Below are 21,152 nucleotides of genomic sequence, written 5' to 3'. Positions count from 1 at the left end.
GATGGCGAATACCCAACCGGCCACGCGTCCGCGCGTGCCGCATTTCTCGTCCGGCCCCTGCGCCAAGCGCCCCGGCTGGTCCCTCAAGGCCCTCTCTGACGCAGCGCTCGGCCGCTCGCACCGCGCCAAGATCGGCAAGGACAAGCTCAAGCTCGCGATCGATCTCACGCGAGAAGTGCTGCAGGTGCCGGCCGATTACCGCATCGGCATCGTGCCCGCTTCCGACACCGGCGCCGTCGAGATGGCGATGTGGTCGCTGCTGGGCGCCCGCGGCGTCGACATGGTCAGCTGGGAAAGCTTCGGCGCCGGCTGGGTTACCGATGTCGTCAAGCAGCTCAAGCTCACCGATGTCCGCACCTTCGAGGCGCCTTATGGCGAACTGCCGAACCTCAGGAAGGTCGACACGAAGAACCGCGACGTCGTCTTCACCTGGAACGGCACGACCTCGGGCGTGCGCGTCGTCGACGCCAGCTGGATCGCCGAGGACCGCGAGGGGCTGACGATCTGCGACGCGACCTCGGCCGCCTTCGCCCAGCGCCTCGATTGGGCCAAGCTCGATGTCACCACCTTCTCCTGGCAGAAGGTGCTCGGCGGCGAGGCGGCCCATGGCATGATCATTCTCTCGCCCCGCGCGGTCGAGCGGCTGGTGACCTACAAGCCGGCCTGGCCGCTGCCGAAGATCTTCCGCATGACCTCGGGCGGCAAGCTGATCGAGGGCATCTTCCAGGGCGAGACGATCAACACGCCGTCCATGCTCGCGGTCGAGGACTATATCGACGCGCTGAACTGGGCGAAGAAGGTCGGCGGGCTCGACGGGCTGGTGAAGCGCGCCGACGGCAATCTGCGCGTCATCGCGAAATTCGTGCGCGAGAACGACTGGATCGACTTCCTCGCCGTGAAGCCGAAGACGCGCTCGAACACCTCCGTCTGCCTGAAGTTCACCGACCCCGCCGTGACGGCGCTCGGCCCCGATGCTCAGGCGGCCTTCGCCAAGCAGGTCGTGTCGATCATCGAGAAGGCCGGCGCCGGCTTCGACCTCGGCCATTACCGCGACGCCCCTCCCGGCTTGCGCATCTGGTGCGGCGCGACCGTCCAGTCGCGCGACCTCAAGGCGCTGCTGCCCTGGATCGAATACGCCTTCGCCGAGGCCAAGGCGGGACTCGGCAAGAAGGCGGCGTAAAGAGCGCTTCGCCCTGTCATTCCGGGGCGCGGGCCTTGGCCCGCGAACCCGGAACCCACGACCGGGCGAGCCCTTTCCACCGCTTTTGCCAGAACCTCAGCGTTGCACCCCGTCATGGGTTCCGGGTTCGGCGCTTCGCGCCGCCCCGGAATGACAGGCGGGGCGACCCTTCCCTTTCAGCGCAGAGCGCCCAGCGCCGCGCCACCGGAGCCATCCTCATGACCGCCCCCAAAGTCCTGATCTCGGACGCCCTCTCCCCCGCCGCCGTGCAGATCTTCAAGGATCGCGGCATCGACGTGACCTTCGATCCCAATCTCGGCAAGGACAAGGACAAGCTCGCCGCCGTGATCGGCGAGTATGACGGCCTCGCCATCCGCTCGGCCACCAAGGCCACCGCCAAGCTGCTGGAGGCCGCCAAGAACCTGAAGGTCATCGGCCGCGCCGGCATCGGCGTCGACAATGTCGAGATTCCCGCCGCCACCGCGCGCGGCATCATCGTGATGAACACGCCCTTCGGCAATTCGATCACCACCGCCGAGCATGCCATCGCGATGATGTTCGCGCTCGCCCGTCAGATCCCCTCGGCGGACGTGTCGACCCAGGCCGGGAAGTGGGAGAAGAACCGCTTCATGGGCGTCGAGATCACCGCCAAGACGCTCGGGCTGATCGGCTGCGGCAATATCGGCGCGATCGTCGCCGAGCGCGGCATCGGCCTGAAGATGCGCGTCATCGCCTACGACCCCTATCTCTCAGCCGAACGCGCGGTCGCGCTGGGCGTCGAGAAGGTCGAGCTGGAGGACCTGCTCAAGCGCGCCGACTTCATCACGCTGCACGTCCCGATGACCGAGAAGACGAAGAACATCCTCTCGGCCGAGAACCTCGCCAAGACCAAGAAGGGCGTCCGCATCATCAACTGCGCCCGCGGCGGCCTCGTCGACGAGCAGGCGCTGGCGGACCTCATCAAGTCCGGCCATGTCGCGGGCGCCGCCTTCGACGTCTTCTCGCAGGAGCCGGCCGAGACCAACCCGCTCTTCGGCCTCGACAACGTCGTCTGCACGCCGCATCTCGGCGCGAGCACCAACGAGGCGCAGGAGAACGTCGCGCTGCAGGTCGCCGAGCAGATGAGCGACTACCTGCTCAAGGGCGCGATCACCAACGCCGTGAACTTCCCCTCGATCTCGGCCGAGGAAGCTCCGCGCATCAAGCCCTTCGTCGCGCTCGCCGAAAAGCTCGGCTCCTTCCTCGGCCAGCTCACCGAGGCGCCGGTCAAGGGCATCCGCATCGAGTATGAGGGCGCCGTCGCCCATCTCAACCTCAAGGCGATCTCGGCCGCCGCGATCACCGGTGTGCTCAGGCCCTTCCTGCCCGAGATCAACATGGTCAATGCGGCCATGGTGGCGAAGGAGAAGGGCATCGTCGTCGAGGAGATGACGCGCGAGGTCGCCGGCAATCTCGAAAGCGTCATCCGCATCGTCGTCGAGGCCGAGGACATGCCGCGCCACGCCTCCGGCACAGTGTTCCAGGACGGCAAGCCGCGCATCGTCGAGATTCGCGACATCCAGGTCGATGCCGAATTCGCGCCGCACATGCTCTATGTCCGCAACGCCGACAAGCCAGGCTTCATCGGCGCTTTCGGCTCGCTCTTGGGCGAGGCCGGCGTCAATGTCGCGACCTTCTCGCTCGGCCGCGACAAGCCCGGCGGCGACGCGATCTGCTATGTCGCCGTCGACGAGCCGATCTCCGACGAGCTGCTGGCCAAGATCCACGAGATCCCGATGGTCAAGCGCGCCCGGCGGCTGCGGTTCTGATCCTCGTGAATTTCGCCGCACTGCGTGCTATGGTTTCGCTCCGGAAGGAGCGGACCATGCGGATCGTCAAGTTCGAGGTCTTTCGCGATGATGAAGCTGGCGTTTGGTGGGCCAGTTCGACCACCGATGCCGGTATCGTCACGGAAGCGGAGACGATCGAAGCCTTGCGCGAGCGCCTGAAACTGCTCGTTCCGGACTTCCTCGAAACCGAAGAAGAACTTCGGATCGACATGGAAGTGCACGTTTCGGACGTTGTCCAAGCTGCCTGATGGTTGAGATCGGCCCGCGTCTGAAGAAAATTCTGCGCAAGGCCGGATACGAATATTACAGGCCCGCCAAGGGCGACCATGAGATATGGCGCCATCCTGAAACGAAGACTCAAGTGACCGTCGATGGCGGGACCAAGTCTCGTCACACGGCCAACCAGGTTCTCAAGGACGCCGGCCTGCCCAAGGCCTTCTGAGCCGCCGCCGCGCTGATGCCGCAATCGCCCTCTCCCGTGCGCGCCGCTCACAGGAGATGCCCATGCCTCGCGCCGCTGCCCAAGCCTATGCCTGCCTCGCTCTCGCCTGCCTCGTCGCCTCGCCCGCTCTCGCCGATTGGGACAGGGCGAAGCTGGACCGCGAGATCGTCGCGATCGAGAAGCACTCGAAGGGCCGGCTCGGGGTCGCTCTGCTCGACCTGAAGGACCGCAAGACCTGGTCCCATCGCGGGGCGGAATCCTTCCCGATGCAGAGCGTCTTCAAATGGCCGCTCGCGATCGCGGCGCTGCAGGCGGTCGAGGCCGGCAGGTTCGGGCTCGACGACAGGATCACGATCAGGCGCAGCGAGTTTTCGCTCTATCACAGCCCGCTCGCCAAGGCTTTCAAGGGCGAGAGCAACGCCTATCCGCTGCGCGAGCTGATCGCGCTCGCGGCCAGCGAGAGCGACAACACCGCTGCCGACATCCTGATGCGCGAGATCGGCGGCCCGAAGGTGGTGACGAAGATGCTGCGCGACGGCGACATCCAGGGCATCTCGGTCGATCGCTACGAGCGGCAGTTCCAGCCCGAGGTCTTCGGCCTGCCGGGCTTCTCGTGGTCCGATGTCATCGACGAGCCGGCCTATCGGGCCAAGCTCTCCGCGCTCGATCCGAAGAAGCGCCAGGCCGCCTTGCAAAGCGCGCTGAAGGACAAGCGCGACAGCGCCACGCCCGACGCCAGCGTGCTCTTCATCGAGGCGCATGCCAAGGGCAACTGGCTGCGCGACCCGGCCCACAGCGCCCTGATCGACAGGATCGTCACCGAGACGAAGAGCGGCCCCGACCGCATCCGCGCCGGCCTGCCCGAAGGCGCCCGCTTCGCCCATAAGACCGGCGCCGGCCTGACCATGGACGGGGTCAACCACGCCACCAACGACATCGGCCTCGTCACCTTGCCGAATGGCCGGGTCTTCGCTGTCGCGGTCTATCTGTCGGGCTCGACCGCCGATGCCAAGCAACGCGAGGCGGCACACGCCGCCGTGGCGAAGGCTGCGGTCGCGGCGCTGCGCTGACGGGACTCGGCGTCGGAACCACACCCGTCATCCCGGACAAGCCGCGAAAGCGGCGCAGCTCCGGGATCCATCATAGAGTGCGACGCCCTACGATGGATCCCGGGGCAGGCCCGGGATGACGACGCGTTTCCGAACTTGACCGGCAAGCATCAAAATTCAGCGCCGTCCCAGCCGCTCGGCGATGAAGATGCCGCTGAGCACGAGCAGCAGCGCCACGGCGTGATAGAGCGCCAGCGTCTCGCCGATGATCGCGACCGCCATCATCGGCGCGAACACCGGCACGAGATTGGTGAAGACGCCGGCCCGGCCGGGACCGATCATTTCGACGGCGCGCAGGAAGGTGACCTGCGCCAGCATCGAGGGGCCGACCACCACGAAGGCGAGGATCGCCCAGCCCTTCGCGGTCGGCCAGTAGAAATGGCCGGTTGCGATCTCGATCAGGAGCAGCGGCAGCGAGAACAGGCAGGCGAAGCTCGCGACCGAAATGAAGAAGACGAGGGCCGGCACCGGTGGACGCTTGCGGATCGCGACCGTGTAGCCGGCATAGAGCATCGAGGCGATGATCATGTAGAGGTCGCCCCGGGCGAAGGTCAGGTTCGCCAGGACATGGAAGTCGCCGCGGCTCGCCGTCACCGCGACACCGACCAGCGTGATGGCGACGCCGAGCGCCTGGAGCGGCGCGATCGGCGTGCGATAGACGATGAAGGCGCCGATCAGCACGAAGATCGGGATGGCGCCCTGCAGAATTCCGATATTTATCGCCGTCGTGGAATAGCCCGCGATGTACATCAGCGCATTGAAGACGGTGAAGCCGAGCATGCCCATCGCGGCGATGAAGCGCCAGCGCTGGCGCAGCAGCGGCCAGTTCTCGGCAATCTGCTTGCGCAGCAGGAACGGCACCACCGCGCAGACGAAGACCCAGCGCAGCGAAGTCAGCGCCATCGGCGGGATGTTGCCGACGGCCATCCGGCTCGCGATCGAATTGCCGGCCCACATCAGTGTGGTCAGGACCAGCAGCAGATAGGGATTGCCCCAGAGGCGCTGCGGCAGGGTTCTGGCGGGAGACAAAGGCGCGGCCTGCTCAAATGACGGGCATCTGCAATAGCCTTGCATGCCCATCCCGTCCTATGGGATGAGGCGCACGGTTGCCCGGCGCCCGGCGCATCCCTCTGCAGCATCCTTCCTCCGGCTCTCTCCCCATGATCGATGTCCCGGCCCGCCCGCTCCGCCTGCTCTTCGTCGACGGCAACACACGCGAGCAGCGCGAGAGCCACGCCGCGGGCTACGGCGCCCAACCCGCCGAGGCCTATGCCAGCGAGGTCTCAGGCATCGTGCCCGGCGCCGTGACCGACATCTGCCTGCCGGCCGATGAGGGCGCGAACCTGCCCGGTGGTGCCGGCCTGCAATCCTATGACGGCATCTTCCTCACCGGCTCGTCCCTGCACATCTACCAGATCGAACCGGCGGTAACCCGGCAGATCGAACTGATGCGCGCGATCTATGCCAGCGGCACGCCCTGCTTCGGCTCCTGCTGGGGCATCCAGATGGGCGCGGTCGCGGCCGGCGGCAGCGTCGCGCGCAACCCGAGGGGCCGCGAGGTCGGCTTCGCCCGCAAGATCACCCCGAACGAGGCCGGCCGCACCCACCCGATGCTGGCCGGGCGGCCCGCGGCCTTCGACGCCCCGGCGATCCATCTCGACACCATCGCCCTGCCGCCCGGCGAAACCACGATCCTCGCCTCCAACGCCTATAGCGAGGTCCAGGCCGCCGAGATCCGCCATGATGGCGGCACCTTCTGGGGCGTGCAGTACCATCCCGAATTCCCGCTGCGCCAGGTCGCCTCGATTCTCGGCCGGATGGTTCCGATCCTGATCGAGGAGGGCTTCCGCGCCGACGAGGCCGCCGCCCATGACTGGCTCGCCGAGCTGCGCACGCTCGATGCGCAGCCGGCCCGGCAAGACCTCGCCTGGGCGCATGGTCTCGATGCCGAGGTGCTGGACGACCAGCGCCGCGTCACCGAGCTGCGCAACTTCCTGGCGCATCGGGTGCAGCCGCAGGCGAGCGCGCGCGGACGGGCCTGATCCGGCGATCGAGTCGCCGGCGCCCAGGTGAGGTTTCAGCGCCACAGCCCGGGCGACATATACAATAGGAGAACACAATCTGAGATTGCATTCTCATTTGAGTGTTGCTCAGATAGGTCCGGATTGTATACCGCGGCTTGGGGTCGGCAGTATATCCTTGCCTTCAGTTAAATTGATTTAATCTAATTTTAAACTGAGCGGCCGCCTTACTGTGCGGGATGCTCGCGAGATCGGCTGTCCGAAAGACCCATCTCCCGGCGTCGGGACGATGCCTAAATCTCTGAAATCAGACCCGGTGCGCGCCATCGGCATCGCAAGCACAAAGGCACCAAGCCTTGAAGTCCATCCGCATCAAGATCATCGCCATCCTCGCCATCATCTCGCTCGGCGCCGTCTTCTCTTCCGCTCTCGGGCTCTGGGCCCTGTCGCGCTCCAACGACCTGAGCCAGCGCGCCTCGGTGCAGGCCGACCTCGCCCTCACCACCGACCGGATCAACGGCCATGTGCTGGGTGTCGTGATGGACGCCCGCGGCATCTACATGTCGAAGGCCGCTGCCGATGCCGAACCCTTCGCCAAGGGCATGGAAGCGCGCTTTCCGCAACTGCGCGCCCTGGCGGCGGACCTGACCCGGATCGCCCGCGAGTCGGAACGCGGCCAGACGCGGGCCATCGAGAAGGCCATCGCCGATTTTATCACCTTCCGTTCCGAGACGATCCGCCTCGGCCGCGAGGTCTCGACGGCGGCCGCGAACGCGCAAGGCAACAACGACGCCAACCGGAGCAATCGCAAGGCCCTCAACGACCTGCTCGTCGCCTTCGCCAAGAGCAACGAGGCCGCGGGCGACGCCCTGGCGCAGGACGCCGCGAAATTCACCCAGATGGCGCAGATCGCGCTGCCGATCCTGCTCGGCGTGACGCTTCTCGGCTCGCTGCTGATCGCGCTGTTCTTCGCCCAGCGTTCGCTGACCAAGCCGATCCTCGATCTCAGCGCCGTGATGTCCTCGCTGACAAAGGGCGACCTCAAAGTCGCGGTGCCCCATCTCGACCGCAAGGACGAGATCGGCACGATGGCACAGGCGGTCTCCGTGCTGCGAGAACGCAGCGAGCAGGTCGCGATGCTGCAGCAGCAGGAACAGGCCGCCGCGGCTGCCCGCCTTGCCCGGGCGCAGTCGATGGAAGCCGTCGTCAGCGATGTCGGCGAGGTCGTCGCCGCAGCGGCTGCGGGGGATTTCTCGGCGCGTCTGCAGATCGCGCAGGCCGACGAGCAGATGCAGAAGCTCGTCGCCGGCATCAACCAGATCAACGCCGTGGTCGACGGCGCAACGCGCGACTTTTCCGATGCCTTGCAGGCGATCGCGGCGGGCGACCTGACACACCGCGTCGACGGGACCTATCACGGCCGCTTCGCCGACCTGAAGACCGCCATCAACGACACGGTCGAGCGCCTGTCGTCGACGGTGAAGACGATCCAGACGACGACGGCGGATGTCGGGCTGGCGGCGCGCGAGATCAACATGGGCGCCGACGACCTGTCGAAGCGCACCGAGGAGCAGGCTTCCTCGCTCGAGGAGACGGCGGCGACGACCGAACAGCTCGCGGCTTCCGTGAAGGCCACCGCCCAGGCCTCGCGCCAGGCGGCCTCCGTCGCCGACGAGGCGATGCAGGCGGCGCAGTCGGGCGGCGCCATCGCCGGCCAGGCGGTCGACGCCATGGCGAGGATCGAGACCGCCTCGACCAAGATCTCCGACATCATCCGCGTCATCGACGACATCGCCTTCCAGACCAACCTGCTGGCGCTCAATGCCGCGGTCGAGGCGGCGCGCGCCGGCGACGCCGGCAAGGGCTTCGCCGTCGTCGCCTCGGAGGTGCGCACCCTGGCGCAGCGCTCGAGCGAGGCGGCCAAGGACATCTCGGCGCTGATCTCCTCCTCGAACAGCGAGGTCGGCGAGGGGGTGAAGCTCGTCCGCCAGGCCGGCGAGCAGCTGAGCCAGATCCTCAGCGCCTCGCAGAAGGTCGCGGCGACCATCGCCGAGATCTCGGCGGCCTCGGGCGAGCAGGCCAGCGGCATCGACGAGATGAGCCAGGCCGTCGCCCATCTCGACGAGATGACGCAGGCCAATGCCGCGCTCGCCGAGCAGAGCGCGGCCTCGGCCGGCTCGCTCACGGGGCGCATCGGCCAGCTCAACGATCTCGTCGCGACCTTCCGCACCGGGCATGACGCGGGCGGCACCGTTCTGGCCTACCGTCCACCCGCACCGGCGCATGCCCCGGCACCGGCTCCGGTCCGCGCCGCGCCGCCGGCGACCGAGCCCGCCCGCCTGCGCCAGATCGCGGAGGCCGCCTTCGTTCAAGCCAAGGCGCCCTTGCCCCGCACCCCCGCCAAAAAAGTCGCCAACGGACATGACGACACCGGCTGGGAGGAGTTCTAAGCCGGCTACGCAGCCATCACGTCGACGCGAGCCCTGCCCCATTCGGGCAGGGCTTTTTCGTTCAGGGCCGAGAGAATGCTCCGGTTTGGCCGCCGGGCCAGAGCCACCAGACGAGAAGCGCGGCCGCTGCGACCCAGACCGACACGATCGCGACAAGCCCGGTCAAGCTTGCGGGCCGGTTCTGTCCGAGCGCGGCCGCTCTGAACTCTTCCATGAGTCGAGGCGGGATCAGCCTGACCGCCAGAAGGATGCCGAGAGGGACGATGACCAGGTCGTCCAGATATCCCAGCACCGGGATAAAATCCGGAATGAGGTCTATCGGACTCAGCGCATAGGCTGCCACCGCGCCGGCAGCGAGCTTGGCGTACCAGGGCGTGCGATCGTCACGAGCGGCGAGCCATAACGCAAGGACGTCCCGCTTGATGATTCGTGCCCATTGCTTGGCGCGCGCGATCAGCATCATCGGCTTTCCATCGTCGTCACGAGCCGCTGATAGCAGATCTGTGCCGGCCGATCCTTCGCGTCCAGCCAGAACCGAAAAAGGCCGACGGATGCCCCTCCCCCGAATGCAGGATGCCGGGCGGAAACACCTCTGCGATGCTGTCCGCAATCCGGCCCAATTCCGCCTTGGCGGCGCCGAATTCGAGCCCGCCTATCACGGCCTCGTGATTGTCTGAGGGGATAGCACAGCATGATGACCCGGATTGCCGCCGCCCTGGTTCTCGCCCCCGGCCTCGCCGGCGCCGCCGAGACCGAGCTCTCCTCGCGAATCGACCGCGTCACCGTCTATCCGGACGGCGCCGTCGTGACGCGGCTCGGCAAGGCCGAGTTGCTGCAGGGCGCCTCCCGGATCGTGCTGCGCGGCCTGCCGGCGACAATCGACCCCGCCTCGGTCCGCGTCGAGGGCAAAGGCGTGTCACAAGGGCCGGGCAGTGGCGCCTTTTCGGTCGGCGCCGTCGATGTCCGCCTGACGCCGGGCGAGGCTCGCCCGGTGCTCGACACGGTGATCGAAGGCAAGCTCAAGACGCTGCGCGAGGAAAAGGAGACGCTCTCAGGCCGGATCGGCGCGATCGAGGCCAAGCGGGCCACGATCGAGCGTTTCGCCCAGGTCGGTCCCGACAAGCTCGGCCCGGACGGCAAGGCCCTTCCGGTCACCGACTGGCCGGCCGTGTTCGACGCGATCGGCACCTCGCTGGTCAAGGTCCATGACGAATTGCGCGGCACCCGCGCCCGCGCCGCCGATGTCGATGCAGAGATCGCGGCACTGGAACGGGCGAAGCCGCAGGCGGCCAGGCCCGGCGCCCCGAAGCGCGACATCGCCATCGCGGTCGAGGCTCCCGGCCCGGTCTCGGCCGAGTTCGCGGTCTCGTACCGCGTCGGCGGCGCCGGCTGGACGCCGCAATACGAAGCGCGACTGACCACCGGCAGCGGCGCGACCAAGCCCACGCTCGAACTCATCCGGCGCGCTGAACTGCGCCAGCGCACCGGCGAGGACTGGGACGACGTCGCGCTGACGCTCTCGACCACGCGCTCGGCCGGTGGCACCCGCGCGCCCGAGCTGGCGCCGGTTCAGGTGATGTTCTTCGAACCGCCGGCGGTCTACGAGAGCCGCCCGCGCCCTGGGGCCGCCCCCCCGCCCATGGCAACGGCGCGCGCGAAGGCCGAGGCGGAAGCCGAAGCGCTCGCCCAGGCCCAGGCCGAGAAATCCAGGCGTTCCGTCTCCGCGCCGGTCGCGGCCGAGGTCCAGACCGCGGAGGTCGAGGCCGGCGCCTATCAGGCGAGCTTCCAGGTGCCGGGCCGCGTCAGCATCCCGCAGGACGGCTCGTCCAAGACCGTGGTCCTGAGCCAGGCCAAGGCCGAGCCGACGCTGCAGGCCCGCATCACGCCGGAGCTGGAGGAGACCGCCTATCTCGAAGCGAGCTTTACCCATGAGGAGGTGGCGCCCTTGCTGCCCGGCGCGGTCGCCCTGCATCGCGACGGCAGCTATATCGGCCGAGGCCGCATCGGATTGGTGGCGCCGGGCGACAAGGTCGAGCTCGGCTTCGGCGCCGACGACAAGCTCAAGGTCTCCCGCGCCCCCATCCGCCGCCGCGAGAACGAGCCGACCTGGCTGGGCCAGACCCGCACCGACCTGCGCGAATTCCGAACGATCGTGAAGAGCCTGCACGCACAGCCGGTCAAGGTGACCGTCACCGAGCGCATCCCCTTCTCCGAGAGCACCGCGATCACGGTCGAGAGCATCGGTGCCCAGACCACGCCGCCAACCGAGAAGCAGGTCGGCGACAAGCGCGGCGTCTCGGCCTGGACCTTCGATCTCGCGCCCGGCGCGGAGAAGGAGATCAAGGTCGCCTATCGCATCAAATGGCCGGGTGATCGCGAGGTCACCTATGCCCAGCAGCCGCTGCCGGGCCCGTCGCCGCGCCCGACGAACTGAGGTGCCGGCCGCAGCTGCGCGTCATTCTCGGGCGAAGCGCAGCGCAGACCCGAGAATCTCTGGCGGCGAAAGGCCCCCGCTCCATGGTCGCGAGATGCTCGGGCCAAGCCCGAGCATGACGTCGGGCTGGCGTCAGAGCGCCATCGCCACTTCGCGGCCGCGCCCCAGCTGGTCCATCCACTCCCGGTATTTCGGCTGCACCTTGAGCTGCACGCCGTAGTGGCGGCGCAGCGCCTCGGTAAGCCGGCCGCCGCGGCCGAGCTGCGTGTCGGCGAAGCCGATCATGACGGAGTTCGGCCAGGCCTGCGGCCGCACCGCCCGCAGGCGCTCGAACAGCTCGTCCTCGCTCGCATCGGCATCGTTCTGCGCCATCAGCGTCAGCATCGCCGCGGTCGAGCGCGAGATGCCCATATGGCAATGCACGAGCAGATGCCCCTCCACCCGCTCGCTGACGCCCTCGCGCAGGCCTGCCCCGAATTGCAGGATCTGTCCGACATGCTCCGGCTCTGGATGAATCTGCCCGGGCCTCGGATCGATGATGTCGTGGAAGCGCAGCGTCACGCGATGGTGCTCGCCATAGGTTCCGAACGTATCGATCTCGGCGCGGTCGGGATCGAGCACGGAGAGCACATGAGTGACGCGCCGCGCGCTGTGTGACGGCAATTCCTCGATGCCGCAGATCGTGAGAGTCGAGATGGCGAGCGATTGCATGGCGGTGCCCCAATGGCTTGCGGGAGCCCGCCGCTTACGACCTGCCCCCGCGCCGCGCAACCGACGGGAATGTAAGGAAGCCCTGCGATCCTGGCTCGGCGTCTTTCCGGGGCTTCGCGGCGCCCCGGAAAGACCAGCAGGCTTTACGCTGCCACGGCCTGCTCCTGCATCCCGAGCTCTTCCTGCACGACATTGACCCAGTAGCGCACGCCATCCGGGATGATCGCGTCGTTGAAGTCGTAGAGCGGCGTGTGCAGGCCCTTGAAGGAACCATCCGCCTCGACGCCGTTGCCGATCCGCATGAAGGCGCCGGGCTTGATCAGCATCATCTCGGCGAAATCCTCGCCGCCGGTGCCGGGACGGAGCTTGCCGTCCACCTTCGCAGCCCCGACCGAGGCCGACGCCGCGGCGAGGGCGACCTCGACCTGCTCGGCCTTGTTGATCAGCGGGCTGGTGCCGCGATGGTAATACGCCTCGGCCTTGCAGCCCCAGGCCTGGGCGGTCGCGGCCGCGAGCTCGGCGATGCGCCGCTCGATCGTGTCGCGAATCTCGGCCGAATAGGTTCGCGCCGTGCCGCCGATCACGAGTTCGGACGGGATGACGTTGGATGCGTTGGCGTCGCCGCCATGGATGTAGCCGACGCTGATGACCGCCGTGTCGAGCGGCGGCACGTTGCGCCCGACGATGCCCTGCAGGCCGAGCACGAACTGCGCCTGCGCATAGGTGATGTCGGTCGAGAGATGCGGCTGCGAGCCGCCATGGCCGCCGACGCCGCGGAAGGTCACCTTCCAGCTGTCGGCCGAGGCCAGGAACGGGCCGACCGTGGTGCCGAAATGCGAGGCCGGCAGCCCCGGCGTGTTGTGCAGCCCATAGATCGCGTCGCAGGGGAAGCGCTCGAACAGCCCGTCCGCCAGCATGGCGTTGGCGCCGCCGCGCCCCTCCTCCGCCGGCTGGAAGATCATGATCGCCGTTCCCGCGAAATCGGGATGCTCGGCGAGATAGCGCGCGGCGCCCAGCAGCATGGTGGTGTGGCCGTCATGGCCGCAGGCGTGCATCTTGCCGGGATGCCTGGACGCGTAGGGCAGGCCGGTCTGCTCTTCCAGCGCCAGGCAGTCCATGTCGGCGCGCAGGCCGATCGCCCGCTGGCCCGGCCGCTTGCCGCGGATGACCCCGACGACCCCGGTGCCGCCGATGGATTCGGTGACCTCGACGCCCCATTCGCGCAGCTTGGCTGCCACCAGCGCCGCCGTCCGGTGCTCTTCCAGACCCAGCTCGGGATGGGCGTGGATGTCCTGCCGGATCGCGCTGAACTCGGCATGGTGCCGTTCGAGCCAGGAGTCGAGTTCGCTCGTCATCGTCTTCATGTCCCCTTCGCGCGCGGCGCGTCCATTCCTCGTTTCGGGCGGCTGGCCTGCCCCCGCAAGGCAAGCATGAAGCCTGCCAGCGCGGCGCCTTCATGGCCGCCGCAGCCTTTTCTACATGCTGGCGGGCGTGCCTTCCATGTGCGCCAAGCTTGACCTCGGCGCGCGCTTGGCTCATGAGGGCTTGCAAGAACCTGCCTCGGAACCCCGGTCTTGCGCCGGGGTTTTTCATGTGCGGCGCTTGCCCGAAACGACACGAGCAAGACAAGCAGGAACAGCTGAGCCATGGCAAATGTGGTTGTGGTCGGCGCCCAGTGGGGCGACGAGGGCAAGGGCAAGATCGTCGACTGGCTGTCGAGCCAGGCGGATGTCGTGGTCCGATTCCAGGGCGGCCATAATGCCGGCCATACGCTCGTCATCGACGGAAACGTCTACAAGCTGTCGCTGCTGCCGTCCGGCATCGTGCGCGGCGGCAAGCTCTCGGTCATCGGCAACGGCGTCGTCGTCGATCCCTGGCACTTGGTCGAGGAGATCGACCGGCTGCGTGCGCAGGGCGTCGCGATCAGCCCTGAGAATCTGCGCCTCGCTGACAATGCCACGCTGATCCTGCCGCTGCATCGCGAACTCGACCATTTCCGCGAGACCTCCAATGCGGGCCTCAAGATCGGCACGACCAAGCGCGGCATCGGCCCGGCCTACGAGGACAAGGTCGGGCGCCGCGCCATCCGCGTCATCGACCTCAAGGATCCAGCGATCCTCGAAGCCAAGATCGAGCGCCTGCTCGCGCACCACAATGCGCTGCGGCGCGGGCTCGGCATCGCCGAGGTCAATGGCGGCGAGCTGCTCGGCCAGCTCAAGGAGATCGGCCCCCAGATCCTGCCCTATGCCGACACGGTCTGGGCCCTGCTCGATTCGCAGCGCCGCGCCGGCAAGCGCATCCTGTTCGAGGGCGCGCAGGGCGCTCTGCTCGACGTCGATCACGGCACCTATCCCTTCGTGACCTCCTCAAACATCGTCGCCGGCCAGGCCGCGACGGGTTCGGGGCTCGGCCCCTCGGCAGTCGGCTATGTGCTGGGCATCGCCAAGGCCTACACCACCCGCGTCGGCGAGGGCCCCTTCCCGACCGAGCTCTTCGACGAGATCGGTGAGCTGATCGGCCAGAAGGGCAAGGAATTCGGCGTCGTCACCGGCCGCAAGCGCCGCTGCGGCTGGTTCGACGCCTGCCTGGTGCGCCAGACCGTCAAGACCTCCGGTATCGACGGCATCGCCCTGACCAAGCTCGACATCCTCGACGGCTTCAAGGAGATCAAAGTCTGCACCGGCTACAAGCTGGACGGCGAGATCCTCGAACATCTGCCGGCCGGCCAAAGCGACCAGGCCCGTGTCGAGCCGGTTTACGAGACGATCGAAGGCTGGGAAGGCTCGACCGCCGGCGCCCGCTCCTGGGCCGACCTCCCCGCCCAAGCGATCAAATATGTCCGCCGCATCGAGGAACTGATCGGCGCGACCGTGGCCGTGCTCTCCACCAGCCCCGAGCGCGACGACACGATCCTCGTGCACAATCCCTTCGAAAGTTGACTTTGCCTCTCGAGGGTTGACGCGGCCGCCCAACAACGACAAGTGAGGCCAATGGCCGACTTCTATCCCATCCTGGCACGAGCGGTCGCCGGGCTGCCCGACACGTCTCCGGCGGCGCGCAACGCCATCTATGACCGTGCCAAGGCCGCACTCGTGGCCCAGCTCCGCAGCCTCGACCCGCCGCTCGGCGAGGCCGAGATCATGCGCGAGCGCCTGTCGCTCGACGAGGCCGTGGCGCGGATCGAGGCCGATTACGACGACACACCGCCCCAGCCGGACCTCGCGCCGCTGCTGCCTGCGGAACCCGAGCCCGAGCCGCCCGCACCCGAGCCGAGCGAGCCGCAGCCCCCCTCGGCCGCGCCCCGGCCGCATGCACCACTGCCGGCCGAGAGTGAGGCCGGGCGCGATGACGAGCGCCTCGATGCCGCCTTGCAGGAACCGGCTGAGCCTCAGGTCATGCGGCCTCGCATCGCGCCGCCGCGCGAGAAGCGGGTCAAGCCCGTCCATCTGCGCACGGCCGTCGTCGCGACCGGCGTCGCCATCGCCGTGGCGGCGATCGCGGCTGCCGCCTACTACGTCAACAAGGTCAAGCCGCCGGAGGCGCCGCGCCAGCGCGTCGAGACGCAAGTCCAGCCGGCGCAGCCTGACAATGCCGGCAAGATCAACGAACGCGTCGGCGATGCCGGCACGCCTGCGCCGAGCCAGCGCCCGGCCAGCAACAGCAGCACGACCGCGCCCTCGCAGGAGATCGCGGTCGCGCAGCGCGCCATCCTCTACATCGAGGACCCCGCCAGCCCGCAGGCGCCGCGCGCGGTCAACGGCCGCGTCTTCTGGCGCCTCGACAGCGAGAGCGTCGGCCAGGGCCGCCCGGTCGAGACGATCGTGCGCGCCACCATCGAGGTCGCGGAGATCGGTCTTTCCCTCGATTTCACGATCCGCCGCAACACCGACACCGCCTTCCCCGCTTCGCACATCATCGGCATGCGCTTCACCTCGACCGGCGACCCGGCGACGGAAGCCGTGCGCGAGGTCGGCGTGCCGCAGTTCAAGACCGAAGAGAGCGAGCGCGGCGCACCGCTCTCGGCGATCAACTCGGCGCTGGGCGAGAACCTCTTCGTCGCCGCTCTCTCGAACGTGCCGGTCGAGGTCGAGCGCAACATCGACCTGATGCTGAACCGGGCCTGGATCGACGTGCCCGTGCGCTTCGCCTCGGGCAAGCGCGGCATCATCACCTTCGAGAAGGGCGGCCCCGGCAACCAGACGCTGGCGGATGCCTTCGGGCGCTGGCGCTGATCTCGTCTCTCAGACGGGCTTGCCGGCCGCCTGTGCGGCGGCCCGGTTGCGAATGAACTGCATGAATTCGGCCGGGATCTCGACGGGGGCCTGGGCCTGCTGAATGAGATCGTATTCGACGATCGCTTGCGTCAGCATCTCGAATTCGTGCTCTTCATCGCTTCCCGGCGCGCAGTTGAGGAGCTGTGCGGCTCTCAGGACAGCGGCCCTGCGCTCCTCGCAGGAAAAGATCATCACGGCATCGGCGTTCGGCATAGCCACCTCCCCGTTCCGGATCGAGGCCCGCTAGGCTAGCGACCAAACGTCAGCTTGACGAGTCCGGCGAAGGGGTGGGGGCGAATCGGAAGCGCGCCGAGGACAAGGACCAACCTGAACGGCCGCGAGCCTCGCAACGACCGCCGGTTCAGGACGGCTTGAATCGATCGAGGATGAAGGCTTTCATGATGTTTTCTTTTTTCTGCGAGTTTTTCACTGGACCGGGCAGTCTTGCCTTCGATCGCGCCGACTATTCCTGCCGCTGCCAAATCTGCGAACGCCCCAGCATCGAAACTCCGATGAAGCCGCGTACGTTGAGCTTCCTGCCGCCATCGGTCAGGTAGATCTTGCTGCTATAGATTTTGCCATTGTCCGGATCGAGGATCTGGCCGCCGGTATACTCGGCCCCGTCCTTCTTCAGGCCACTCAGGATGATCAAGCCGACCACCGGCGCATTCCTGATCGCGCCTTCACATTTCTCGCATCTCCCGCTTTCGTTCGGGGCGAGGAAGACTTTCTCGACCTTGCCTTGCAGAGAGCCGTTCGCTTCCGTGATGCGGATCAGCGCCCTCGGCTTGCCGCTGACGTCGTCGACGTTCCGCCACAAGCCGACGGGCGAGGCAGGGTCTGCCCACGCTGCCGGGGACATGAGTGCCGCGGCTGCGGTGAGCGCGAAAGCGGCCGAATGTTCTAGAACGCGCATGGCGATGATCTCCGAGATGATGAGGCGCTGCTGTCGTCGCGAGGTCGTTGCCGCGCAGGCGCGGTCCTCCGATGGCTCATGGGCGGCCTGCGGCAGCGATGGCGGGATAATCGGTGTATCCCGCGGCGCCCCCGCCATAGATCGTAGCCGGGTCGACGGCCGCCAGCGGTGCGCGGGTTTCAAGCCTCTCCACAAGGTCCGGATTGGCGATGAAGGGGCGACCGAAGGCGAACAGGTCGGCCTTGTCTTCGGCCAGGCGCGACGTCGCGAGGTCGAGATCATAGCCGTTGTTGGCGATGTAGGTGTTCCTGAAGCGCCGGCGGAGCGAGCCGAAGTCGAACGGCGCGACGTCGCGCGGTCCGCCCGTGGCGCCCTCGACGACATGAATGTAGACTAGGCCCAAGGCGTCGAGTTGATCGACGATGTAGTCGAACTGCGCCTGGGGGTCGCTGCTCGAGACACCGTTGGCTGGCGAGACGGGCGAAATCCGGATACCGGTCCGATCAGCACCGGTCTCGTCCACAACCGCGGCCGCGACCTCCAGCATCAGCCGGGCGCGGTTCTCCACCGATCCGCCATATGCGTCCGTGCGGACATTGGCACCGTCCTTGGCGAACTGGTCGAGCAGGTAACCATTGGCGCCATGAATCTCGACACCGTCGAAGCCTGCCGCAATCGCATTCGCGGCGGCTTGGCGGAAGTCGTTCACGATGCCCGGCAACTCGGTCAGTTCCAGCGCGCGGGGTTCCGAGACGTCAACGAAGGCGTTGTTCACAAACGTCTTGGTTCCGGCCCGGATCGCCGAGGGCGCAACCGGCGCCGCCCCGTTCTCCTGGAGGTCGACGTGGCTGACGCGGCCGACATGCCAGAGCTGCAGGAAAATCCGCCCTCCCTTGGCGTGCACGGCGGTCGTGACCTTGCGCCACCCATCGATCTGCGCCTGGGAATAGATGCCGGGCGTGTCCTGATACCCCTGACCCTGCCGCGAGATCTGCGTAGCCTCGGAGATCAGCAGGCCGGCCGATGCGCGCTGACCGTAGTACTCGGCGGCGAGATCACCCGGAACGAAGCCCGGGCCAGCGCGATTGCGCGTCAGGGGCGCCATGACGATACGGTTGGAGAGGGTCAGCGAGCCGAGGGAATAGGGCTCAAACAGCGATTTGCTCGTCATGGGTCACCTTTGCTTGCCGCCGCCGCGGCGGGGCGTTGTCAAGATGGCTTGGTTGGTGTTCAGGCGACCGTGCGGTAGCGCTCGGCGGGACGCTCGTTCCGATAGTTCGGCAGCATCGCCTGGCGCGCGGCCTGAAGCGCGTCCCACTGCCCGGCATCGGGAAGCGGCGGGATGGTCACCGCTTCGCGGCGGTCGAAGCCGACCAGCGCCGCGTCGACGAGATCGCTCACCTCCATCACGTTGGACAGCGTGTTGACGTCGGCGCCGACATGGCCCCAGATCTCGGTTCGCGTCGTGGCGGGAAGCACGGCCTGGACGTAGACGCCCTTCGGCCCGAGCTCGAGGCTGAGTCCCTGCGACAGGAACAGCACGAAGGCCTTGGTCGCGCCGTAGACCGTCATGCCGAACTCCGGCGCCAGCCCGACCACGGAGCCGATGTTGACGATCGCCCCTTCACCGGCCTTCGCAAGACGCGGGGCGATGGCGCTGGCGAGCCGCAGAAGTGCAGTCGTATTGAGCGCAACCAGCCGCGCGACATCGTCGGTGCTCTGCTCGACGAAGCTTCCGCCGATGGCTGTTCCGGCATTGTTGACGAGGATCCCGATGCGGGCGTCATCGCGCAGACGCGTCTCTACCGTTGCAAGCTCGTCCGCCTTGGTGAGATCGGCCTGGATGATGTCGACGGCCACGCCATTTTGCTTACGCAGGCGGGTTGCCAGAGCTTCCATGCGCGCCCTGTCACGGGCAACCAGCACGAGGTCGTGCCCACGCCGCGCGAAGCGTTCGGCATAGGCAGCTCCGATGCCGGTGGAGGCGCCGGTGACGAGGACTGATGGAATGGTGGTCATGGCGTTGCTCTTTTCCCTGCTGGACCCTATATTCATGATGATTGTCATGAATGACGCTAAATATGATGCTCATCATATAAATGTCAACGGAGCCGGCGGAGAATTTTGAAATGAAAGTCAGTCGAGAGCAGATGGTGGAGAACCGTCGCCGGATTCTGGATGTCGCCAGCCGGCTGTTCCGCGACAAGGGGTTCGACGCGGTCAGCGTGGCGGAGGTGATGAAAGCCGCCGGGTTCACCCATGGCGGCTTCTATGGCCATTTCAGTTCGAAGGATGACCTGATCGCTCAGAGCATTGCCCATGTCCTCGCCTCCGACGCGGGCGGAGGGAGCGATCTTCGCGCTTATTTGGAGGCCTATCTGTCACCCCGGCACCGCGACAACTGCGCCGGTGGTTGCCCGACGGCGGGCCTTGCCGCGGCCGTCCGCCATCAGACCCCGGCAGCACGCGCGGCCATGACCGTAGGCCTTCGCTCGCAGATCGACCGTATGGGCAAGGCGCTCCCGGAGTTGGACGCGGCAGACAGACGCCGTGCGGCGATCGGAAGCTTTGCGGCGATGGTGGGGGCAGTGATCCTCGCTCGAGCGATCGACGATCCAGCGTTTTCGGATGAGGTGCTGCAACAGACGCGTGAGTGGATTGATGCAGGGATCAACCAAGTGTCCGTCACATAATTGCTAGGCTTGCCGACCGCGTCGCTATCCGCGCCTTGGCCTTGGCGCGCCGCGCCTGATACGTGATAAATGCGGATACGGTATCATATCGGGCACAGCCCGAAACCTGCCCTCTCAGCTCGTCCGCTCAGCCGCAAACCGCGCCGCCGCGCGCAGGACGTCCGCCTCCGCCCCGAACCCCTCCAGAGCCGCCACCGCCCGTGCACTCAGGCAATCGCGCTCGCGCTTGGCGGCGTCGAGCCCCAGCGCGGAGACCAGCGTCGCCTTGCCCTTGCCCTGATCCTTGGCGGTCGCCTTGCCGAGTTGCTCCGGACTCGCCTCGACGTCGAGGATGTCGTCGGCGACCTGGAAGGCCGCCCCCAGCGCCCGGCCATAGACCGCCAGCGCCGCGTGCTGCTCGGCCGAGGCGCCGCCCAGGATGGCGCCGATCTCGACGCTTCCCGCCAGCAGCGCACCGGTCTTCATTGCCTGCAGGCGGCGGATCTCGGCTTCCGACAAGGTGGCTGCACCCCCCGTCTCGAAGCGCCCTTCGGCAGCCAGGTCGAGCATTTGTCCGCCTGCCATGCCGCCCAGCCCCGAGGCGCGCGCGAGAGCGAGCACGAGCGCCGCACGGACTTCGCCGGAAGGGTGCGTCGCCGGATCGGCCAGAACCTCGAAGGCGAAGGTCAGCAGCGTGTCGCCGGCCAGCATCGCGGTCGCCTCGTCATAGGCCTTGTGCACCGTCGGCCGGCCGCGGCGGGTGTCGTCATCGTCCATCGCCGGAAGATCGTCATGCACCAGCGAGTAGCAGTGGACCAGTTCGACCGCAGCGCCGGCCCGCAGCGCCTGTGCGGGGGAAACCCCGAAGAGGCGGGCTGTCTCGACGCTCAGGAAAGGGCGCAGCCGCTTGCCGCCGCCGAGCGAACCATGGCGCATCGCCGCGAGCAGCCGGGCCGGGCGGGCGATCTCGCCCTCCCCCACGGTATCGCCGAGCAGCCCGTCCAGCAGTGCCTCGATTTCGCCGGCCGTTTGCGCCAGACGCGCGGCGAGATCGCCGTCGCCGTTGCGGGCGGCAGTATCGGAGGGCTGCGCGGAACTCATGATGGGGCGGAAC

The 21,152-nt window shown here is 67.5% G+C and carries 20 protein-coding genes; 11 read left to right on the top strand and 9 right to left on the bottom strand.

Annotation, left to right across the window (positions count from 1 at the left end; all coding sequences use genetic code 11):
- Window position 1: 1 nt before the first annotated feature.
- The 5 genes from AC1RMY_RS02395 to bla all read left to right on the top strand — a co-directional run bounded on the left by AC1RMY_RS02395 (window position 2) and on the right by bla (window position 4,521).
- Window positions 2–1,180: a phosphoserine transaminase gene (locus AC1RMY_RS02395; protein ID WP_492862336.1), complete on the top strand. Its 1,179-nt coding sequence runs from the start codon at window positions 2–4 to the stop codon at window positions 1,178–1,180.
- 218 nt (window positions 1,181–1,398) lie between these two features.
- Window positions 1,399–2,988, top strand: coding sequence for a phosphoglycerate dehydrogenase (gene serA, locus AC1RMY_RS02390; RefSeq protein WP_492862335.1), 1,590 nt, complete (start codon window positions 1,399–1,401; stop codon window positions 2,986–2,988).
- Window positions 2,989–3,044: 56 nt separating this feature from the next.
- Entirely contained in the window at window positions 3,045–3,257 is a 213-nt protein-coding gene (locus AC1RMY_RS02385) for a DUF1902 domain-containing protein (protein ID WP_492862334.1), read from the top strand.
- Window positions 3,257–3,451 carry a type II toxin-antitoxin system HicA family toxin gene (locus tag AC1RMY_RS02380; protein WP_492862333.1) on the top strand — a complete coding sequence of 65 codons (195 nt, stop codon included), beginning with the start codon at window positions 3,257–3,259 and terminating at the stop codon, window positions 3,449–3,451. Before AC1RMY_RS02385 ends, AC1RMY_RS02380 begins: the two co-directional genes overlap by 1 nt.
- 62 nt (window positions 3,452–3,513) lie before the next feature.
- Entirely contained in the window at window positions 3,514–4,521 is a 1,008-nt protein-coding gene (gene bla, locus AC1RMY_RS02375; RefSeq protein ID WP_492862332.1) for a class A beta-lactamase, read from the top strand.
- 156 nt (window positions 4,522–4,677) lie between these two features.
- On the opposite strand, the gene AC1RMY_RS02370 is transcribed toward bla, so the two are convergent.
- Entirely contained in the window at window positions 4,678–5,589 is a 912-nt protein-coding gene (locus tag AC1RMY_RS02370) for a DMT family transporter (RefSeq protein ID WP_492862331.1), read from the bottom strand.
- 131 nt (window positions 5,590–5,720) lie between these two features.
- Between AC1RMY_RS02370 and AC1RMY_RS02365 the strand changes: the two genes are divergently transcribed.
- A complete protein-coding gene (locus tag AC1RMY_RS02365; RefSeq protein ID WP_492862330.1) occupies window positions 5,721–6,602 on the top strand; it encodes a type 1 glutamine amidotransferase in 882 nt (293 codons plus the stop codon).
- A gap of 335 nt (window positions 6,603–6,937) precedes the next feature.
- Complete coding sequence (locus tag AC1RMY_RS02360; RefSeq protein ID WP_492862329.1) at window positions 6,938–9,031, top strand: methyl-accepting chemotaxis protein; 2,094 nt, start codon at window positions 6,938–6,940, stop codon at window positions 9,029–9,031.
- Between the two features lie 61 nt (window positions 9,032–9,092).
- On the opposite strand, the gene AC1RMY_RS02355 is transcribed toward AC1RMY_RS02360, so the two are convergent.
- Entirely contained in the window at window positions 9,093–9,494 is a 402-nt protein-coding gene (locus tag AC1RMY_RS02355; RefSeq protein WP_492862328.1) for a YkvA family protein, read from the bottom strand.
- Window positions 9,495–9,722: 228 nt separating this feature from the next.
- On the opposite strand from AC1RMY_RS02355, the gene AC1RMY_RS02350 reads away from it, so the two are divergent.
- Window positions 9,723–11,465, top strand: coding sequence for a mucoidy inhibitor MuiA family protein (locus AC1RMY_RS02350; RefSeq protein WP_492862327.1), 1,743 nt, complete (start codon window positions 9,723–9,725; stop codon window positions 11,463–11,465).
- Between the two features lie 132 nt (window positions 11,466–11,597).
- Here AC1RMY_RS02350 and AC1RMY_RS02345 read toward each other — a convergent pair whose 3' ends face one another.
- The gene (locus AC1RMY_RS02345) at window positions 11,598–12,176 is read right to left on the bottom strand and encodes a tyrosine phosphatase family protein (protein WP_492862326.1); all 579 of its coding nucleotides are present in this window, start codon (window positions 12,174–12,176) and stop codon (window positions 11,598–11,600) included.
- A 143-nt stretch (window positions 12,177–12,319) separates the two neighbouring features.
- Window positions 12,320–13,531 carry a M20 aminoacylase family protein gene (locus AC1RMY_RS02340; RefSeq protein ID WP_492863547.1) on the bottom strand — a complete coding sequence of 404 codons (1,212 nt, stop codon included), beginning with the start codon at window positions 13,529–13,531 and terminating at the stop codon, window positions 12,320–12,322.
- A gap of 291 nt (window positions 13,532–13,822) precedes the next feature.
- Between AC1RMY_RS02340 and AC1RMY_RS02335 the strand changes: the two genes are divergently transcribed.
- Both AC1RMY_RS02335 and AC1RMY_RS02330 read left to right on the top strand, forming a co-directional pair.
- On the top strand, window positions 13,823–15,115 hold the full coding sequence (locus AC1RMY_RS02335) for an adenylosuccinate synthase (RefSeq protein WP_492862325.1): 1,293 nt from the start codon (window positions 13,823–13,825) through the stop codon (window positions 15,113–15,115).
- A 51-nt stretch (window positions 15,116–15,166) separates the two neighbouring features.
- Window positions 15,167–16,408 (top strand): histidine kinase, encoded by a 1,242-nt coding sequence (locus AC1RMY_RS02330; protein ID WP_492862324.1) that lies wholly within the window; start codon window positions 15,167–15,169, stop codon window positions 16,406–16,408.
- Window positions 16,409–16,417: 9 nt separating this feature from the next.
- On the opposite strand, the gene AC1RMY_RS02325 is transcribed toward AC1RMY_RS02330, so the two are convergent.
- The 4 genes from AC1RMY_RS02325 to AC1RMY_RS02310 form a co-directional block, all read right to left on the bottom strand.
- Complete coding sequence (locus AC1RMY_RS02325) at window positions 16,418–16,663, bottom strand: hypothetical protein (protein WP_492862323.1); 246 nt, start codon at window positions 16,661–16,663, stop codon at window positions 16,418–16,420.
- A 250-nt stretch (window positions 16,664–16,913) separates the two neighbouring features.
- The gene (locus AC1RMY_RS02320; RefSeq protein ID WP_492862322.1) at window positions 16,914–17,504 is read right to left on the bottom strand and encodes a DUF2147 domain-containing protein; all 591 of its coding nucleotides are present in this window, start codon (window positions 17,502–17,504) and stop codon (window positions 16,914–16,916) included.
- Window positions 17,443–18,537: an alkene reductase gene (locus tag AC1RMY_RS02315; protein WP_492862321.1), complete on the bottom strand. Its 1,095-nt coding sequence runs from the start codon at window positions 18,535–18,537 to the stop codon at window positions 17,443–17,445. Before AC1RMY_RS02315 ends, AC1RMY_RS02320 begins: the two co-directional genes overlap by 62 nt.
- 59 nt (window positions 18,538–18,596) lie before the next feature.
- Complete coding sequence (locus tag AC1RMY_RS02310) at window positions 18,597–19,385, bottom strand: SDR family NAD(P)-dependent oxidoreductase (protein ID WP_492862320.1); 789 nt, start codon at window positions 19,383–19,385, stop codon at window positions 18,597–18,599.
- Between the two features lie 110 nt (window positions 19,386–19,495).
- Between AC1RMY_RS02310 and AC1RMY_RS02305 the strand changes: the two genes are divergently transcribed.
- A complete protein-coding gene (locus tag AC1RMY_RS02305; RefSeq protein WP_492862319.1) occupies window positions 19,496–20,059 on the top strand; it encodes a TetR/AcrR family transcriptional regulator in 564 nt (187 codons plus the stop codon).
- Window positions 20,060–20,173: 114 nt separating this feature from the next.
- Here the strand turns inward: AC1RMY_RS02305 and AC1RMY_RS02300 are convergent, their stop codons facing one another.
- On the bottom strand, window positions 20,174–21,139 hold the full coding sequence (locus AC1RMY_RS02300; protein WP_492862318.1) for a polyprenyl synthetase family protein: 966 nt from the start codon (window positions 21,137–21,139) through the stop codon (window positions 20,174–20,176).
- Window positions 21,140–21,152: the final 13 nt, after the last annotated feature.

Source organism: Allobosea sp. GW822-FHT03F07 (assembly GCF_058801345.1).
This window is presented reverse-complemented; position numbering and strand designations above follow the sequence as displayed.

Excerpts from the sequence above, each read along its gene's own strand:
- AC1RMY_RS02395 (WP_492862336.1), top strand. The coding sequence starts at position 2 with ATGGCGAATACCCAACCGGCCACGCGTCCGCGCGTGCCGCATTTCTCG.
- serA (WP_492862335.1), top strand. The coding sequence starts at position 1,399 with ATGACCGCCCCCAAAGTCCTGATCTCGGACGCCCTCTCCCCCGCCGCC.
- AC1RMY_RS02385 (WP_492862334.1), top strand. The coding sequence starts at position 3,045 with ATGCGGATCGTCAAGTTCGAGGTCTTTCGCGATGATGAAGCTGGCGTT.
- AC1RMY_RS02380 (WP_492862333.1), top strand. The coding sequence starts at position 3,257 with ATGGTTGAGATCGGCCCGCGTCTGAAGAAAATTCTGCGCAAGGCCGGA.
- bla (WP_492862332.1), top strand. The coding sequence starts at position 3,514 with ATGCCTCGCGCCGCTGCCCAAGCCTATGCCTGCCTCGCTCTCGCCTGC.
- AC1RMY_RS02365 (WP_492862330.1), top strand. The coding sequence starts at position 5,721 with ATGATCGATGTCCCGGCCCGCCCGCTCCGCCTGCTCTTCGTCGACGGC.
- AC1RMY_RS02355 (WP_492862328.1), bottom strand. The coding sequence starts at position 9,494 with ATGATGCTGATCGCGCGCGCCAAGCAATGGGCACGAATCATCAAGCGG.
- AC1RMY_RS02350 (WP_492862327.1), top strand. The coding sequence starts at position 9,723 with ATGATGACCCGGATTGCCGCCGCCCTGGTTCTCGCCCCCGGCCTCGCC.
- AC1RMY_RS02345 (WP_492862326.1), bottom strand. The coding sequence starts at position 12,176 with ATGCAATCGCTCGCCATCTCGACTCTCACGATCTGCGGCATCGAGGAA.
- AC1RMY_RS02340 (WP_492863547.1), bottom strand. The coding sequence starts at position 13,531 with ATGACGAGCGAACTCGACTCCTGGCTCGAACGGCACCATGCCGAGTTC.
- AC1RMY_RS02335 (WP_492862325.1), top strand. The coding sequence starts at position 13,823 with ATGGCAAATGTGGTTGTGGTCGGCGCCCAGTGGGGCGACGAGGGCAAG.
- AC1RMY_RS02330 (WP_492862324.1), top strand. The coding sequence starts at position 15,167 with ATGGCCGACTTCTATCCCATCCTGGCACGAGCGGTCGCCGGGCTGCCC.
- AC1RMY_RS02325 (WP_492862323.1), bottom strand. The coding sequence starts at position 16,663 with ATGCCGAACGCCGATGCCGTGATGATCTTTTCCTGCGAGGAGCGCAGG.
- AC1RMY_RS02320 (WP_492862322.1), bottom strand. The coding sequence starts at position 17,504 with ATGGCGGGGGCGCCGCGGGATACACCGATTATCCCGCCATCGCTGCCG.
- AC1RMY_RS02315 (WP_492862321.1), bottom strand. The coding sequence starts at position 18,537 with ATGACGAGCAAATCGCTGTTTGAGCCCTATTCCCTCGGCTCGCTGACC.
- AC1RMY_RS02310 (WP_492862320.1), bottom strand. The coding sequence starts at position 19,385 with ATGACCACCATTCCATCAGTCCTCGTCACCGGCGCCTCCACCGGCATC.
- AC1RMY_RS02305 (WP_492862319.1), top strand. The coding sequence starts at position 19,496 with ATGAAAGTCAGTCGAGAGCAGATGGTGGAGAACCGTCGCCGGATTCTG.
- AC1RMY_RS02300 (WP_492862318.1), bottom strand. The coding sequence starts at position 21,139 with ATGAGTTCCGCGCAGCCCTCCGATACTGCCGCCCGCAACGGCGACGGC.